The sequence below is a fragment of the Veillonella intestinalis genome, from assembly GCF_943192895.1.
GTDB lineage: Bacteria > Bacillota > Negativicutes > Veillonellales > Veillonellaceae > Veillonella_A > Veillonella_A intestinalis.
Map to the genome: position 1 here is coordinate 226552 of NZ_CALPCB010000001.1, position 15961 is coordinate 242512.

Genomic DNA, 15961 nt, shown 5'->3' on the forward strand with positions numbered 1-15961 from the left:
AGGCATATTGATATGGTCATAGATGTAGTTATATTAGCGGCTGGTCTTAGTCGACGCATGGGGCTTTGTAAAGGTCTGTTGCCTTGGGGCGAAGGGACTTTGTTAGAGCAAGCTTGTAAAGTATATCGGCATTTAAGTGGCCAGCGCATTGTAGTAGTTGGAAAAGAGGCGGATTTAATGAAGCCTCTTGCACATACTTATGGATTTCAAGTTGTGGTGAATGAGCAACCTGAATTAGGTCAAGGGGGATCACTTGCGCTTGGTATACAAGCAGTAGATACAACAGCAAATCCTGTATTATGTGCTGTTGTGGATCAACCTTTGATGACTGAGGCGATTGTTCAAGCGTTAGTACAAGCTTATGAACAAGAGGCTCAGGATGGTAAGACTATTATTTGTCCGTTATATGGCCCTAGTAAAGAGCGGGGCAATCCGGTTATCTTTGGTCCGTATTGGAAGCAAGGGCTTCAAAACATTACCGCTGATCATGGCGGTCGAGAAATTTTGCAGGGAATTGGTAAACCCTATATTAGGTTCGTCGAAATTAAAGAACCGGCAGGCGTAGATGTAGATACGCCTGATGAATATGAACAGTTGTATAATATGTGGGGTAAACTATGAAACCTTTAGTATTGATGCGTGGCGGCGGTGATATTGCTTCTGGCTGTGTATACCGCTTGCGTCGCGCTGGTTTTCGTGTTGTAATTAATGAATTACCCATTCCTACGATGATTCGGCGCAAAGTTTGTTATGGTGCCGCTGTCCATCGTGGTGAAGTGTTATTAGAGCGATTAGCAGCTCGTCATGTAACGTTGGCTGAAGCACAGGCCATGGTACAAGAAGGGCATGATATTATTCCCGTAGTAACAGAAGCGTATGAAACAGTATTAAAAACATTACAACCAGATATTGTTGTCGATGCGATTTTAGCTAAACGCAATGTAGGTACACATAATGATGATGCAGCATTAGTTATCGCTTGTGGCCCTGGTTTTGTGGCTGGTGAGGATGTTGATGTCGTAGTGGAAACTATGCGTGGTCATACTTTGGGACGCTGTATTTATGAAGGGGCGGCTTTGCCTAATACGGGTATCCCTGGTAGTGTGGGTGGTTATACCATTGAACGGGTAATGCATGCTCCTTGTGAAGGTTTATTTACGGCAAAGCGTCATATTGGTGAGGAAGTTGAAGCTGGTGAAATTATTGGCTTTGTAGATGAAACACCAGTTAAATCGCAAATTGCCGGTATATTGCGAGGCGTTTTGGCATCCGGTTTGATGGTAACTAAAGGCTTTAAATTAGCTGATGTGGATGCGCGGTGTGAAAAATTTCACTGTTATACGATTTCTGATAAAGCATTAGCTGTAGCTGGTGGTGTTTTAGAAGCTGTGTTAGCCTTTTGTTATGAGCAAGAACAAGAAATAACAACAAAATGAGGAGACTTATGAATGTATATGATGTAATTGAGCAGCGCCTTAGTGAAGATAAAAAGTCAATTATGGTAACGGTGCTGACGGGAGAACGTCAAGGGGATAAAGTAGTATATGGGGAAACGGGCGATGTTGTATATGGTCAGCCCATCGACGGTTTGGCGATAAAACCAGATCAGCGGCCTAGTGTATTAAATCTAGGCGCTATGGAATGTTTTGTCCAGCCTGTTGAAAAAGACCCAGAAGTATTAGTACTCGGCGCGGGTCATGTCAGTCGTTGTATTGCGGATATGCTTTTATTTATTGGTTGTCATGTAACGGTAGTGGATGATCGAGCTGAATATTTGAGGCCTGATTTCTTTGATGAACGAGTACGCCGTTTATGTTTAGATTTTAATGACTTGGCGTCTCAATTACCTTTAAATAGTTATAAAGGGATTATCATAGTAACGAGAGCACATGAATATGATAGTATTTGTTTAAATCAAGTGCGTCATTTAGTAGATACTACCTACATGGGCGTTATGGGGAGTCATAAACGTGTATTCCATGCTTTTGAAGTATTGAAAGAAAGTGGCTGGACGCAAACTGAATTAGATAAGATTTATGCGCCTATAGGTCTATCCTTAGGGGCTGAAACACCCGAAGAAATTGCTCTATCTATAGTGAGTGAGTTCTTGGCCGTAACGCGTGGTCGTAAGGCAGGATTTTTATCGCGAGGAGGTCAAGGTCGATGAAACGTGAATTTGTTAAATATTTGCAAGGTCGTGAAACCGATACCTTAGCGGTGGCCACTATTTTGCAAACGAAAGGATCTACGCCGCGTAAGGCGGGGACAACTATGGTAGTTCATCCTGATGGCTCTATTTTTGGTACGATTGGTGGTGGCCGTGCAGAGAACGAAATTCGTTTAAACGCATTAGACGCTTTGCAAAAAAAAGAAAATCATCGCCGTATTTTAGTAGACCTTAATGATGATGTAGCCGTTAAAGAAGGTATGGTTTGCGGTGGCAATTTAGATGTTTGGATTGAAACCCAAAATGTATAAAATAGGTTACATCCTTGGTTGACAATATTTTACAGCGAACTGAAAATAAGGTAAAATAAAAGAGTACCTGTGCATTATACACAGTGTACTCTTATTTATTTTCGTACCCCTTGAGGAGTGGTTTTATATGATGACACAGCTGCAAGGCTTAATTGAAACATTCCGCTTTGGAGATTTAGTCGATATCTTATCCGTAGCGGTTTTAATATACTATTTATACAAACAAATTAGAGATACTAGAGCTATGGCCCTGTTAAAAGGGTTGGTTGTACTAGGGTTAATTAATGTAGCCAGCCGATTCTTTGATTTACATGTAATTAGCTGGATATTACAACAAGGTATGACCGTTCTATTGGTTGCATTGCCAGTGGTATTTCAACCAGAATTACGTCGGGCTTTGGAACGATTAGGTCGTGGCCGACTATTTTCCAAATCCCAAGATGTAAGTGAAATGGAGATTGAAAGTCTAGTCAATGAAGTCATGGCATCAGCTAAGGTTATGTCTCGTGAAAAAATAGGGGCCCTTATCGTATTTGAACGCGAAGTAGGCTTGGGAGAAATTATTGATACGGGCATTGAAATTGACGGTAAAGTATCCCGTGAATTGTTAAATAATATATTTATTCCTAATACACCCCTTCATGATGGAGCTGTTGTTATTCGCAACAATCGGGTTATGGCAGCGGCCTGTTTATTACCATTAACTCAGGATAGAAGTTTAAGTACTGAATTGGGAACGCGCCACAGAGCGGCGATTGGTCTGAGTGAGCAGGCTGATGCAGTGGTGCTAGTTGTTAGTGAAGAGACGGGTAAAATTTCTTATACCTATGGGGGGCATATTTATCGTCATTTACCTGAAGAGCAATTGCGTGAATCCTTACGTGCCTTTATGGAACGTCCTAAATCAGCCTTGTCCTTCTTAAAGAAATGGAGGGCTAAAAAATGATGCAATTTTTCCACAAAATTCAAGGTCATTGGATGGCAAAAATTTTATCCCTATTGGGTGCCATTCTATTATGGTTCTTCGTTATGAAAGAACAAAATCCTATTGTAGATATTAATTATACCGTGCCTGTACAAGTACAGAATTTGAACTCGCAGTATGTGGTAGATAATATACCATCAGAGGTTCATGTACATTTACGGGGACCTCGTAACTCCATTCTATCGATTAATCAAAGCTCGCTAAAAGCGCATTTAGATATGGGTGATGTGTCGCCAGGGCAGCAGAGCTTACAAATTTTATTCACACCACCAGCAGGTGTTACCGTGGTAAGTATGACACCGGATACAGTTAATGTAAATGTGGATGAATACATGCTCAAAGAAGTGCCGGTAGAGGTGCAACAGTTGGGAAAAGTGCCAGAAGACATTGCCATTAAATCTGTAAATACAGTACCTAAAGTAGTGACGATTAGTGGTGCTAAACAAGAAGTAGAAAGCGTTGCGCATGTAATTTTGCGTATTAAAATGAATGATCGTCGAGCTAACTTTACTGCTTCTGGTATGATGGTTGCCGTTGATGCGGCTGGTAAGACTGTAGATAATGTAACGATTACACCACGACAAGGGCAAGCTCAGATTGAGCTGGAACAAATTCGCTTTGAAAAGAATTTACCTGTAGTGGCTAATGTAACCGGGACAGTGAGCAATGAGTATGCCATTAAAAGTATTACTGTAGAGCCACAGCAAGTGCTAGTAAGTGGTAAAGAAGGGGACCTTAAAAACTTGTCAGAATTACGGACCGTAGATATTCCGTTAAATGGCCAGATTGCTAATATTGAAGGCGACTATGATATAGTGTCGAGCGATAATTATGCAGTTAACCCTACAAAAGTACATGTAATTGTGGAAATTGTAAAAAAATATTTAGGAGACACTAATGCTAAGAATAATTAATTTTCGAGTGGATGTAACTGCTAAAAATCCATTAGAAGCCTTACTTGTTCATAAATTTCCTGTCTTAAAAGGTCAGATTGAGCAAATCCATGTAGTAAGAAGAGCTGTGGATGCGCGTAAAAAACCTCATATTACGTTTGTATATACGTTATTTGTGGAAGTTCGTGATGAAGCGTTGGTTATGAAACGCTTGGGACGGGACAAAAATGTAAGCACTATGGAACCTGTGGAGCCAGAACCGATTGTACATGGCAAGCAGAGCTTAGCCCATCGGCCAGTAGTAGTCGGCTTTGGCCCAGCTGGTATGTTAGCTGCTTTTTACTTGGCTCGTGAAGGCTATCGCCCGATTGTATTAGAGCGCGGACAAGATGTGGGCCAACGAGCTAAAGATGTAGAAGAGTTTTGGACCTCTGGGCAGTTTAAGCCAGAGTCTAATGTACAATTTGGCGAAGGTGGTGCTGGCACTTTTTCTGATGGTAAGTTAACTACGCGTGTAACGCATCCACGGCTTCATGAAATTGCTAAATATTTTGTACGCTTTGGGGCACCAGCAGAGATTTTATACAAACATAAACCTCATGTAGGCACTGATGTGTTGCGCGGTATGGTAAAAGCGATGCGGGAGCAAATCATTGCTTGGGGCGGTGAAGTGCGCTTTGGCGCTAAAGTTACTAAGTTATGCCTTGAACAGGCGCATGTAACTGGTGTGGTGGTCAATGATAGTGAGACCATTACTACAAATTTAGTGCTAATAGGGATTGGCCATAGTGCCCGTGATACTTATGAAATGATGTATCAGGCAGGGATTGCCATGGAAAGTAAACCTTTTGCAGTCGGCGTTCGTATTGAACACCCGCAGTCGATGATTGATATTTCACAATATGGCATAGAACCAGCTGAATTAGGCTTAGGCGCTGCTGAATATTCCGTAGTATATCATGATAAAGAATCAGGCCGGACAGCGTATAGTTTCTGTATGTGCCCTGGCGGTGAAGTGGTGGCCTCAGCTTCAGAAGAAGGTCATGTAGTTACTAATGGTATGAGTTTGTATGCTCGTGCTAGTGGCGTAGCTAATAGTGCCTTAGTAGTCACTGTGGGACCCGATGATTTTGGAACTCATCCCTTAGGTGGCGTAGCATTTCAACGAGAATGGGAAGCGAAAGCTTATGAGTTAGGGGGCCGTGATTATAAAGCGCCATTGCAAACAGTGGGCGACTTTTTAGCACATCAAGTAGGTACGGTACCTCTTAATCAAGCAAATGCGCCTCATTCGTATCGTCCTGGTGTAGTAGCAGCAGACTTGCATGCTTGTTTGCCAACGTATGTGACGGAAGTAATGGAACGCGCGTTGCCGTATTTTGGACGCCGTATTAAAGGATTTGATGAACCACAAATTTGTATGACTGGTGTAGAAACAAGAACATCGTCACCACTTCGTATTTTACGTGATGAAGATCGACAGTCACCGACCATTAAAGGGTTATATCCTATGGGTGAAGGTGCTGGTTATGCAGGTGGAATCATGAGTGCTGCCTTAGATGGTGCGGAAACAGCCATTCGTGTTATGGTTGCGTATAAGCCGTTAATGGCACAGGAAGGAGAAGCATAATGTCTAGATTGTTTGGTACTGATGGTGTACGTGGGGTAGTGAATGCATTTTTAACCCCTGAATTGGCTTATCATTTAGGGCGCGCAGCGGCGGCCTATTTTGGGCGTCAAAAAAAGCGTCCTGTATTCTTAATTGGCCGCGACACTCGTATTTCTGGGGCTATGCTTGAAAATGCATTGGCCGCAGGTATTTGTTCTGTTGGTGGGGATGTAGTAGTAGCCGGTGTTGTGCCTACGCCAGCGGTGGCGTACTTAGTGCGTCAGCATGGCTGGGATGCTGGTGTTATAATCTCTGCGTCCCATAATAAATTCCCTGATAATGGTATTAAATTCTTCGATGGTCAAGGCTTCAAATTACCTGATGCAGTAGAAGATGAATTAGAAGATTTATGCCGAAAGAGTAGTGAAAATGACTTAGAACGGCCGACGGGGGCTGATATTGGACGTATTTTACATAGTCGTGAATTAGCGCATGAATATGCTCGTTTTGTAGAAAGCACTGTCGATGTGTCGCTAGAAGGTTTAACCGTTGTATATGATGGCGCTAATGGTGCAGCATCTGCTGTAGGGCCTGAAGTATTTGAAAAATTAGGCGCGAAGGTCATTGCTATTAATGTAGATCCTGATGGTATTAATATTAATGAAAATGCCGGTTCTACACATATGGAAGGCTTACAGGCGGCGGTTATTAAATATGGCGCTGATGTAGGGATTGCTAACGATGGCGATGCAGACCGCTGTTTATTAGTTGATGAAAAAGGTCAGACCTTAGATGGGGACCAAATTATGTTGCTCTGTGCGAAACAATTAAAAGAGCAAGGTCATTTGAAAGATGATATGATTGTAGGCACCGTTATGAGTAATATAGGGTTCCATAAAGCGGCTCACGATTTAGGTATGAAAACTTGCTCCACCGCTGTGGGTGACCGATATGTATTAGAAAAAATGCGTGCTGAAGGCTATTCTATTGGTGGTGAACAGTCAGGGCATGTAATCTTTTTAGATTATAATAGCACTGGTGACGGCTTATTGACAGCTGTGCAGATGTTAGCCCTTATTAAAAAGTCCGGCCAAAGTTTATCTGAGTTGGCTAATGTAATGGTGAAATATCCTCAGTTATTAATCAATGTCCATGTGGCGACTAAAACTGGTTGGGATGAAAATCCATTAATTAAAGCGGAGATTTCTGAAGCCGCTCGTGAACTTGGTGAAAATGGTCGTGTATTAGTACGTCCATCAGGAACGGAAGCATTAATTCGAGTTATGGCAGAAGGGCCAAATCAAGAACAATTGGAACGACTTTGTCACACCATTGCTGATACAATTGGGCGTGAGCAAGGCTTAGTAGAAGAATAAAAACAAGCTAGGAAGGGGCTTTCGGGCCCCTTCTTTACAATTTGTAGGTCTATACCGTATAATATACTGTAACGTAGTCTGTCTATGTGACAGAAACTATGTAGACTGTCGAATCAAATATAAAGGAGAGACCCTAATTCGTAAAGGCGAATAGCGCAAGCACTGAGCGGAGACAGCCGTTTCAGTAGACGAGGTAGAGGAGTATCGAAGAATCAGCGGATGCCTCTCGGCCAGCTTCAGTCGTTATATAAACTACAAAGTCTTTTGGTGACAGAGGAACAAAAAGTTTATAAGAAGCTATGAAGTATGTCTATTTTTAGGAGGAAAACAACCATGTGTGGTATTGTAGGATATATTGGATTTGAGGATGCGTCCACGTTTATGTTAGACGGCTTGTCTAAGTTGGAATATCGTGGCTATGACTCAGCTGGGATTGCCGTATTGGGCCCAGATAATGTAATTAAGGTACAGAAAAAAGTAGGTCGTTTAGCTAATTTGGAGGCTGTAGTAAAAGGGGATCCAAATCCTGGTTTCATGGGGATTGGTCATACTCGTTGGGCGACTCATGGCCGCCCATCTGATATGAATGCTCATCCGCATACAGATGCAAAAGGTTTATTCGCTGTAGTTCATAATGGTATTGTAGAAAACTATTTACCAATCAAAGAAGAGTTACTTAAAAAAGGTTATGAATTCAAATCTGAAACAGATACTGAAGTAGTAGCTCACCTATTAGCTGACATGTATGACGGTGACTTTGAAGGCACTGTGCGTCGTATGTTAGACCGCATTGAAGGTTCTTACTCCTTAGTTATTATGTGTGCCGATGATCCAAATCGTATTATTTGTACAAAACAGGATAATCCATTAGTTATTGGCCTTGGCAAAGGAGAAAACTTTATTGCCTCTGACATTCCAGCTATTATTAATCATACTCGTGATACTTACATTTTAAATGATGGCGAAGTAGCTATCGTAACTAAAGACTCTGTAAGTGTTAGTGACCGAGCTGGTAATCCAATTAATAAAAAAGTGTTCCATGTAACTTGGAATGCAGAAGCCGCTGAAAAAGGTGGTTTTGAGCATTTTATGCTTAAAGAAATTTACGAACAGCCTAAAGCGATTCGTGATACTTTAACAGGGCGTATTTCTAAAGATAATAAAGAAGTAATCTATGAAGAACTTGGTTGGGAACCAGCTGATGTTGCTTCAATTAATCGCATTTTAATTACTGCTTGTGGTACGGCATATCACGCTGGTTTAGTAGCTAAATACTATATTGAACAGTTAGCACGTATTCCTGTTGAAGTAGATATTGCATCTGAATACCGCTATCGCAATCCATTGACGGATAAAAATACATTGGCTATCGTAATTAGTCAGTCTGGTGAAACTAGTGATACTTTGGCTGCTTTAAAAGAAGCTAAACGTTTAGGCGCTCGTTCTTTAGCAATTACCAATGTGGTAGGTTCGTCTATTTCTCGTGAAGCGGATCAAGTAATTTATACTTGGGCTGGTCCTGAAATTGCCGTAGCCTCTACTAAAGCCTATACCACTCAGTTGGTAGCATTATTATTATTAGCTGTATATCTTGGCCAATTAAATGGCAAATTGGATGCGACTTTACGGGAACAAATCTTAACAGATTTACATGAATTACCTAATTTATGTAATGAAATTTTTGAGTCCGTAGATGATATTAAAGCTTTTGCTCGTAATTATGGTTTCCGCGAAGATGCGTTCTTCTTAGGACGTTCTATCGATTACGCTGTTGCTATGGAAGGTTCTTTAAAATTAAAAGAAATTTCCTACATTCATGCAGAAGCTTATGCTGGTGGGGAATTAAAACATGGTACGTTAGCGCTTATTGAAGAAGGCGTTCCAGTGATTGCCCTTGCAACGCAAGATGATGTGCGCGAAAAAATGATGAGCAATGTAAAAGAAGTTAAAGCTCGTGACGCTGTTGTAATTGGTCTTGGCTTAGCTGGTGATACAGAGCTTGAAAAGTATGTAGACCATACAATTTTTGTACCGCGTGCAGACAAATATGCGGCGCCAATTTTAGCAGTAGTGCCTCTACAATTATTAGCATATTATGCAGCCATTACTCGTGGTGCTGATGTAGATAAGCCAAGAAATTTAGCGAAATCAGTAACTGTAGAATAAGTGCTAGCCTTTGCTTATGATAGGCATTAGGGCTAAATAATGTATGTATCATAGAGTCACAGGTCGTCTGTTGATTCTTTAAACCGTGGCTATTTTATGTAGCCACGGTTATTTTTCATGTACAGAATGACATATTCGGGGTACAATAGTAAATGAATATATAAATATACACTCTGATAAAACATGTATCTTTTGTCAGAGACAATTATAGGAGGAATTTTTCATGTCAGTTATTTTTTCTGGAATTCAGCCAAGTGGGGAATTAACCTTAGGTAATTATTTAGGAGCATTGCGTAATTTTTTAGATTATCAAGATAGTGATGAGTGCTATTACTGTATCGTTAATCAACATGCGATTACAGTGCCACAAGATCCTAAAGAATTATTTACTAATACACGTCGTTTAGCAGCGCTTTATTTAGCAGTTGGGTTAGATCCTAAGAAAGTAACTTTATTCGTGCAATCTGAAGTGCCTGAACATGTGCGCTTAGGCTGGGTTATGACTACTGTTAGCTATGTAGGCGAATTGGAACGAATGACGCAATATAAAGATAAATCACAGAAGCGTGGTGATTCGATCCCTGCTGGTTTATTGACCTATCCACCATTGATGGCGGCGGATATTTTGTTATATCAAACTAATTATGTGCCAGTTGGGGAAGACCAGAAACAGCATATGGAATTGACTCGTGACTTAGCACAACGTTTTAATCGTATATATGGCGAAGTGTTCACTGTGCCAGAAATAAAATTGGGTGTAGGTGGTGCTCGTGTAATGAGTTTACAAGAGCCAACTAAAAAAATGAGTAAGTCTGATGATAATCAAATGGCGACTATTCATTTATTAGATGATGAAGCCTCTATCGTCAAAAAAATTAAACGTGCTCAAACTGACTCTGACAATTCAGTGCATTACGATAAAGAAAATAAGCCTGGCATTTCTAATTTAATGGGAATTTATGCGGCAATTACCAAAGAGTCTTATGAAACCATTGAACAGCGTTATGCAGGGCAAGGCTATGGTACCTTTAAGAAAGATGTGGCAGAACTATTAGTGGATACATTAAAACCAATTCATGAACGTTACAATGATTTAATTGATAGCCCAGAACTTGATCGAATTCTTGACGAAGGGGCTTTAAAGGCTCGTGAAAAAGCTAGCAAAACTTACCGCGAAGTAGAGTTAGCTATGGGTTTACATCGCAAATAAAGGTAATATATTAAATTTACATACTTGGTATGGTAGTGTTGAGTACGGTTAATAGCATGCTAGTAGGGGTTTTGATTAGCTGAGCTATACGGGCTTGGGGCTGGAGGTGTGGCTATGGATGAAAAAGAAGTAGCTAAACGCTTTCCTTGTGGCGAGGTTGAGGGAACGTTTGCCGACTATATAGTAGTATCTTGGGTTATGTGGCTATTCTTTGGGGCTGTAGCTACATGGGCTATGTGGCATGCCCAAAGAGGGGTTGTGTGGAATCAGATTGCCATTGACTATTTTATTGTAGGTTTTTGTGTATGGCGTATGACCCGCCAACGCCGTCCTTTGGTGTATGTTTGTGAAAAGGGGATTGTCATACGGCGTCGTCCGGCTAGCCTATGGGAATGCATTGATATGCTGTGGAATGGCGATAATTATTACACCTTTATTCCCTATAGTCAAATTATGGGATTTACTGCTAACTGGGAAGAAATTCATATGGTTACCGATACGGGTGGTATCTTAATTGTTATGGTGGATTTACAATTTGTGCAGTACAATCAGAAGTTAGAACTGTTGACCTTAATTGATGAGCGTAGCCATAGTGGCTCATAAGGGTTTGTACTTCATAGTGGGTAAGAGGTAGCACATTTAGTTAATGATTGTACATTTAAAAAGTAATTACATAGTTAGTTATAATCTAAGGTCCAACATATGTTGGGCCTTTTTAATATGCCAAGGTTGATGTTTTGTATACCAAGTTTAATTCTTTGTATGTTAAGTCTAATTCTTTGTATGTTGATTTTGATTTCTTGCATGTTAATTTTAATTCACTCCTATCCTAAGTTGATTTCCCGTATACAAAGCTTGATTCACTGTAGAGGGGTTTATACCCTACTTATGCGTTTTAGTTCATTTAATTATGAATAATATATCTTAAAAATTAAAATTTAATACTTTACAACTTTAGCTAGATGAAGTAAAATAAGTTCATAAATTTTAAATGTACCGACTAAAAAGAAAGAGGGGACTTAGTTATGAATATGAAAAAATTAGCAGCTTTAGGGATGACCATGTTAGCTTTAGTAGCTTTCACCGCTGGTTGTGGTTCTGATACAAGTAGCAATGGAGCGGGGGAGTTACCTAAGAAAATGATTATTGGCTTAGACGACAATTTCCCACCAATGGGTTTCCGTGATGACAAAGGTGAAATCGTAGGCTTCGATATTGACCTAGCAAAAGAAGCTGCTAAGCGAGCTGGCATGGAGGTAGAATTTAAAGCCATTGATTGGGATAGTAAAGAAGCTGAACTTAAGAGTAAACGTATTGATGCCTTGTGGAATGGTGTAACAGTTACACCAGATCGGGAAAAGAATATTTTATTCTCCACTCCATATGTGCAAGATAAACAAATTATTGTGGTACGTAATGATTCAGCCATTCAAGGCAAAGAAGATTTAACGGGTAAAATCGTAGGTACTCAACAAGGTAGTAATGTAGAACCAATTCTTGATAAGGATGCACAAGAACGTGGTATTAAAGAAGTTAAAAAATATGGTGATTTTGTTAATGCCTTCATGGATCTTGAATTAGGTCGTATTGATGCCTTGGTGGTAGATGGCATTGTCGGTCAATATACAATGACTCAGAAACCTGGCGTGTTCCGCGTTGCTAATGGGGATTACGGTGCTGATAAAATGGCCGTTGGCTTCCGTTTAGATGATAAGGCGTTGCAAGCTAAGATGAATGATGTGCTCAAAGAAATGATGAACGATGGTACAGCAGATAAAATTGCTGAAAAATGGTTCGGTAATAGTAATTTATTAAATAAAGATGGTTTTAAATAATATCCAGAGAGCATAACGGCGTAAGCGCTGTGAGCATTTACAAGGATATGTAAATAAGAACAGTGTAAGAAGGGAGGTAAACCTTACCTCCTTTCTTTCTTTGAAGGGAGTCAGTTACATGGACTATTTATTGAAGATTACGCCTGTGATTGCTAATGGCTTAGGCGTGACAATATCACTATTTACAGTGGTCTTGGTATTATCCTTACCAGGGGGTATTTTAGCCGCTCTACTACGGCTATCACCTATCGGTATTGTTCGCAAAATTATGGCGTTTTACGTATATGTAATGCGTGGAACTCCACTTATGTTACAGATTTTATTCATTTACTATGGTCTGCCTTTCATTCCCTATGTAGGCGTTCAGTTGGATGATACAACGGCAGCCGTGATTTCCTTTGTTTTAAACTATGCGGCCTATTTATGTGAAATCTTCCGTGGTGGGATTCAATCCATCCCTAAAGGGCAGTATGAAGGGGCTAAAGTACTAGGCTTTACTTATGTACAAACGATGCGTAAAATTATTTTACCGCAAGTAATTAAACGCGTTTTGCCCCCTCTCGCGAATGAAACAATTAATTTATTAAAAGACACGTCTTTAGTGTATATTTTGGCTATGAATGATGTATTGCGCATTACTCGTGGCATCGTCCAACGTGACTTTGATACATCAGCCTTTATTGTAGCAGGGGCGTTTTATTTAATTATGACCTTTGTGTTGACAAATATTTTTAACTACTTAGAAAAGCGTTATGCTGTGTATGATGAATAGGAGCGATACATATGAGCTTTATTGAAATGAAGAATATAGAAAAAAGCTTTGATGGCTTACCTGTTCTGAAAAATGTAAGTTTATCTATGGCAAAAGGGGAAGTAGTAGCCATTATTGGCCCTTCTGGATCAGGAAAATCTACTTTTTTACGATGTTTAGGCCAGCTAGAAATGATAGACCGTGGTACAATAGTAGTAGATGGTACATCTTTGGTACAAACGACAGGAGATGGTCCGGCTGTGTATAGTGATAAAAAAACACAGCAACAGCTATTGTTACAAATGGGCATGGTGTTTCAGCAATTCAATTTATTCCCTCATATGACGGTATGGGAGAATATTTTAATTGCGCCACAAATGGTAAAAGGCATGAAGACAGTAGATATTGCACCCATAGCGGAGCAACTATTGAAAAAAGTTGGATTGTGGGAAAAGCGCGATGTGTATCCTGCTAAATTATCAGGCGGTCAAAAACAACGTGTTGCCATAGCTCGTGCCTTGGCGATGAATCCAAGCATTATGCTTTTTGACGAACCAACTTCAGCTTTGGATCCTGAGTTGACTGGTGAAGTGCTTCGCACCATTCAGCAGTTAGCGGAGGAACATATGACGATGATTATTGTTACTCATGAAATGGCTTTTGCGCGGCAAGTAGCAGATCGCATTATTTTTATGGCTGATGGTATTATCCAAGAAGAAGGGGAACCAGAAGCAGTCTTTACCAATCCTAAGTCACCACGTACCAAAGCATTTTTAGATTCTATGCTATAAAAAGGAGACTTATATTATGAAGCAACATTGGCACGCAAAACTGGCTACTTTAGCAGTAGGCGCTTTATTAGGTGTAATGGGGACAGCCTATGCAAAGAGTTTACCAACGTATGATACAACGAAAGCAACGGCGCAGGCACAGACCTTTGAAGCGCGAGGGGTTCATAGTGAAGCTAGCTTACCAGCGGCGTATCAGTCGTATGCGACTACAGTTACTACTGAAGTTCGTGATTATCATGAAGGGTTTACCTTTACTGTGCCTTGGCGTTTGACGAATGGCCGTTATGAATCGCAAGCCAAAGATGATGGCAGTACAGAACGAGGCTATTTCTTTAATTTAGCAGAAAGTTCCATTGCTGAGCCGTTTTTATTATCTTTTACAAAACGTGACAATATTGTAGAAGGCAATGTGAGCTTAGCCCAATGGAATACCACTTGGTATAATGAGTCAGTCACGAATATGACAAAAGAGCGCTATTTAGCATTATGGCGTGAAAATCGCTCAGATCTTAAAGGGTACACCTTAGACGGTGACTTATTTGATTATAAAGGGGCTACCACAGCTCGTTGGGATTCATTCGTACGCAGTGATGCTGGTGATACAGGCTCTACATTCTTTGACGCTGAATTTATTATGTCCCAAGATCCAACTCAGCGTTATACATTGACTATGATGTACCCAAGTAAATATACGGACTACATGAATCAGGGGATTGTTAAAACTGTATTGCCTTCTTTTAAATTATTAAAAGAAAAATATCGTAATGTGGGGGACTTAGTGCTCAATGATGAAATTAGTTTTGTGAAGCCAAAGGGTTTTAAAGTATTGACGAAGGGTAATACGGGTGCAGTGTTATCTAAAGATAGTTATCGCATTGAAGTAGGTTTATTCTCTATGGAAAAAACGGTGGCCTTAGATGGCGCTTCGGCTTATCCAACTATGACAGCGCGCCAAGAAATGGCTGATTACTATGTAGAAGAGTTAGTAAATAATTATGGCGCCACTATTGAAGCGTACAAAACATTGATTGATAATCATAATACAGGAAGCTTGATTGCAGGTACGTTGCAACGTGGTGAAGGTAGTGCGATTAAATTTGCTTCTTACATTACCTTGACTGATAAAGGGGAAGCTGTAGTGGCTCGCGTTATGACTCCGGATAATGGCCAGACTATAGAAGAATTAATGAAGCTCGTAGAAGGGGTACGGATTCAGCATAAGGGTCTTACTACGAGTGGCACTATTGTTTTATAAAAAATAAAAATTTTTTCATAAGAAAAAAGGACTTTTATATATTTATAGAGAATACTTAAATATAGAAGAAGTCAGAGTGAATGATTTAAGCTCATTCACCAGTGGGAGGGATTCACATGAAAGTAGAATACAAAACAATTGTCGTACCAGCTGATGGTTCTGAAAACTCTAAACGAGCTTTACAACATGCCGTGTCTATTTGTGAACGCAATGAAGCACAGCTTATTATCGTACATGTAGCGAATATTGTATCTGCTATTTCTAATTTTGACCAAACACCAATTAGCGGTGGGTATGTGTCAGAACAAATTGCAGAAGATATGGAAGAAACCGGCAAAAAAATCCTTGAAGAAGTGGCTAAGGATGTGCCAGCAGACATTACTGTGAAAAATGTGTTTGAAGTAGGCTCACCTGGTCCTGCTGTTTTAGCTGTAGCAAAGAAATTTAATGCTGATTTAATTGTTATGGGTAGCCGTGGCTTAGGACCTTTGAAAGGCTTATTCATGGGCAGCGTAAGTAGTTATGTAACGAGTCATTCTACTTGCCCAGTGCTCGTTGTAAAATAAGGTTGTCACAAAAGAGGCTTTGCTCACAGAGGGCAAAGCCTCTTTT

General features: G+C 40.3%; 16 protein-coding genes. All 16 read left to right on the forward strand.

What is annotated here, in order from left to right; translation table 11 throughout:
• Window positions 1-12 precede the first annotated feature (12 nt).
• The 16 genes from NFR27_RS01050 to NFR27_RS01125 all read left to right on the forward strand — a co-directional run bounded on the left by NFR27_RS01050 (window position 13) and on the right by NFR27_RS01125 (window position 15915).
• Complete coding sequence (locus tag NFR27_RS01050; RefSeq protein ID WP_251441580.1) at window positions 13-621, forward strand: nucleotidyltransferase family protein; 609 nt, start codon at window positions 13-15, stop codon at window positions 619-621.
• Window positions 618-1436 carry a selenium-dependent molybdenum cofactor biosynthesis protein YqeB gene (gene yqeB, locus NFR27_RS01055; RefSeq protein WP_251441581.1) on the forward strand — a complete coding sequence of 273 codons (819 nt, stop codon included), beginning with the start codon at window positions 618-620 and terminating at the stop codon, window positions 1434-1436. Before NFR27_RS01050 ends, yqeB begins: the two co-directional genes overlap by 4 nt.
• Before the next feature lie 8 nt (window positions 1437-1444).
• The gene (locus NFR27_RS01060) at window positions 1445-2167 is read left to right on the forward strand and encodes an XdhC family protein (RefSeq protein WP_251441582.1); all 723 of its coding nucleotides are present in this window, start codon (window positions 1445-1447) and stop codon (window positions 2165-2167) included.
• Window positions 2164-2478, forward strand: a complete 315-nt coding sequence (locus NFR27_RS01065) for an XdhC family protein (RefSeq protein WP_251441583.1) — start codon at window positions 2164-2166, stop codon at window positions 2476-2478. The genes NFR27_RS01060 and NFR27_RS01065 overlap by 4 nt, the downstream gene beginning before the upstream one ends.
• 127 nt (window positions 2479-2605) lie before the next feature.
• Window positions 2606-3424, forward strand: coding sequence for a diadenylate cyclase CdaA (gene cdaA / locus NFR27_RS01070; RefSeq protein WP_251441584.1), 819 nt, complete (start codon window positions 2606-2608; stop codon window positions 3422-3424).
• On the forward strand, window positions 3421-4377 hold the full coding sequence (locus NFR27_RS01075) for a CdaR family protein (RefSeq protein ID WP_251441585.1): 957 nt from the start codon (window positions 3421-3423) through the stop codon (window positions 4375-4377). The genes cdaA and NFR27_RS01075 overlap by 4 nt, the downstream gene beginning before the upstream one ends.
• The gene (locus NFR27_RS01080) at window positions 4361-5986 is read left to right on the forward strand and encodes an NAD(P)/FAD-dependent oxidoreductase (protein ID WP_251441587.1); all 1626 of its coding nucleotides are present in this window, start codon (window positions 4361-4363) and stop codon (window positions 5984-5986) included. Before NFR27_RS01075 ends, NFR27_RS01080 begins: the two co-directional genes overlap by 17 nt.
• A complete protein-coding gene (glmM, locus tag NFR27_RS01085; RefSeq protein WP_251441589.1) occupies window positions 5986-7341 on the forward strand; it encodes a phosphoglucosamine mutase in 1356 nt (451 codons plus the stop codon). The genes NFR27_RS01080 and glmM overlap by 1 nt, the downstream gene beginning before the upstream one ends.
• A gap of 333 nt (window positions 7342-7674) precedes the next feature.
• Window positions 7675-9507: a glutamine--fructose-6-phosphate transaminase (isomerizing) gene (glmS, locus tag NFR27_RS01090; RefSeq protein WP_251441590.1), complete on the forward strand. Its 1833-nt coding sequence runs from the start codon at window positions 7675-7677 to the stop codon at window positions 9505-9507.
• Between the two features lie 223 nt (window positions 9508-9730).
• The gene (gene trpS / locus NFR27_RS01095) at window positions 9731-10717 is read left to right on the forward strand and encodes a tryptophan--tRNA ligase (RefSeq protein WP_251441591.1); all 987 of its coding nucleotides are present in this window, start codon (window positions 9731-9733) and stop codon (window positions 10715-10717) included.
• Between the two features lie 114 nt (window positions 10718-10831).
• Window positions 10832-11320: a hypothetical protein gene (locus tag NFR27_RS01100; protein WP_251453871.1), complete on the forward strand. Its 489-nt coding sequence runs from the start codon at window positions 10832-10834 to the stop codon at window positions 11318-11320.
• Between the two features lie 422 nt (window positions 11321-11742).
• On the forward strand, window positions 11743-12552 hold the full coding sequence (locus NFR27_RS01105; RefSeq protein WP_251441593.1) for an amino acid ABC transporter substrate-binding protein: 810 nt from the start codon (window positions 11743-11745) through the stop codon (window positions 12550-12552).
• 118 nt (window positions 12553-12670) lie between these two features.
• Complete coding sequence (locus NFR27_RS01110) at window positions 12671-13324, forward strand: amino acid ABC transporter permease (RefSeq protein WP_251441594.1); 654 nt, start codon at window positions 12671-12673, stop codon at window positions 13322-13324.
• 11 nt (window positions 13325-13335) lie between these two features.
• Window positions 13336-14094: an amino acid ABC transporter ATP-binding protein gene (locus tag NFR27_RS01115; protein ID WP_251441595.1), complete on the forward strand. Its 759-nt coding sequence runs from the start codon at window positions 13336-13338 to the stop codon at window positions 14092-14094.
• 16 nt (window positions 14095-14110) lie between these two features.
• Window positions 14111-15349, forward strand: coding sequence for a hypothetical protein (locus NFR27_RS01120; protein ID WP_251441597.1), 1239 nt, complete (start codon window positions 14111-14113; stop codon window positions 15347-15349).
• A 116-nt stretch (window positions 15350-15465) separates the two neighbouring features.
• Complete coding sequence (locus tag NFR27_RS01125) at window positions 15466-15915, forward strand: universal stress protein (protein WP_251441598.1); 450 nt, start codon at window positions 15466-15468, stop codon at window positions 15913-15915.
• The last annotated feature ends 46 nt before the right edge of the window (window positions 15916-15961 follow it).

Coding starts and splice junctions, on each gene's coding strand:
- NFR27_RS01105 (WP_251441593.1), top strand. CDS start 11,743: ATGAATATGAAAAAATTAGCAGCTTTAGGGATGACCATGTTAGCTTTA.
- NFR27_RS01075 (WP_251441585.1), top strand. CDS start 3,421: ATGATGCAATTTTTCCACAAAATTCAAGGTCATTGGATGGCAAAAATT.
- glmS (WP_251441590.1), top strand. CDS start 7,675: ATGTGTGGTATTGTAGGATATATTGGATTTGAGGATGCGTCCACGTTT.
- yqeB (WP_251441581.1), top strand. CDS start 618: ATGAAACCTTTAGTATTGATGCGTGGCGGCGGTGATATTGCTTCTGGC.
- NFR27_RS01050 (WP_251441580.1), top strand. CDS start 13: ATGGTCATAGATGTAGTTATATTAGCGGCTGGTCTTAGTCGACGCATG.
- cdaA (WP_251441584.1), top strand. CDS start 2,606: ATGATGACACAGCTGCAAGGCTTAATTGAAACATTCCGCTTTGGAGAT.
- NFR27_RS01100 (WP_251453871.1), top strand. CDS start 10,832: ATGGATGAAAAAGAAGTAGCTAAACGCTTTCCTTGTGGCGAGGTTGAG.
- glmM (WP_251441589.1), top strand. CDS start 5,986: ATGTCTAGATTGTTTGGTACTGATGGTGTACGTGGGGTAGTGAATGCA.
- NFR27_RS01080 (WP_251441587.1), top strand. CDS start 4,361: ATGCTAAGAATAATTAATTTTCGAGTGGATGTAACTGCTAAAAATCCA.
- trpS (WP_251441591.1), top strand. CDS start 9,731: ATGTCAGTTATTTTTTCTGGAATTCAGCCAAGTGGGGAATTAACCTTA.
- NFR27_RS01110 (WP_251441594.1), top strand. CDS start 12,671: ATGGACTATTTATTGAAGATTACGCCTGTGATTGCTAATGGCTTAGGC.
- NFR27_RS01115 (WP_251441595.1), top strand. CDS start 13,336: ATGAGCTTTATTGAAATGAAGAATATAGAAAAAAGCTTTGATGGCTTA.
- NFR27_RS01125 (WP_251441598.1), top strand. CDS start 15,466: ATGAAAGTAGAATACAAAACAATTGTCGTACCAGCTGATGGTTCTGAA.
- NFR27_RS01060 (WP_251441582.1), top strand. CDS start 1,445: ATGAATGTATATGATGTAATTGAGCAGCGCCTTAGTGAAGATAAAAAG.
- NFR27_RS01120 (WP_251441597.1), top strand. CDS start 14,111: ATGAAGCAACATTGGCACGCAAAACTGGCTACTTTAGCAGTAGGCGCT.
- NFR27_RS01065 (WP_251441583.1), top strand. CDS start 2,164: ATGAAACGTGAATTTGTTAAATATTTGCAAGGTCGTGAAACCGATACC.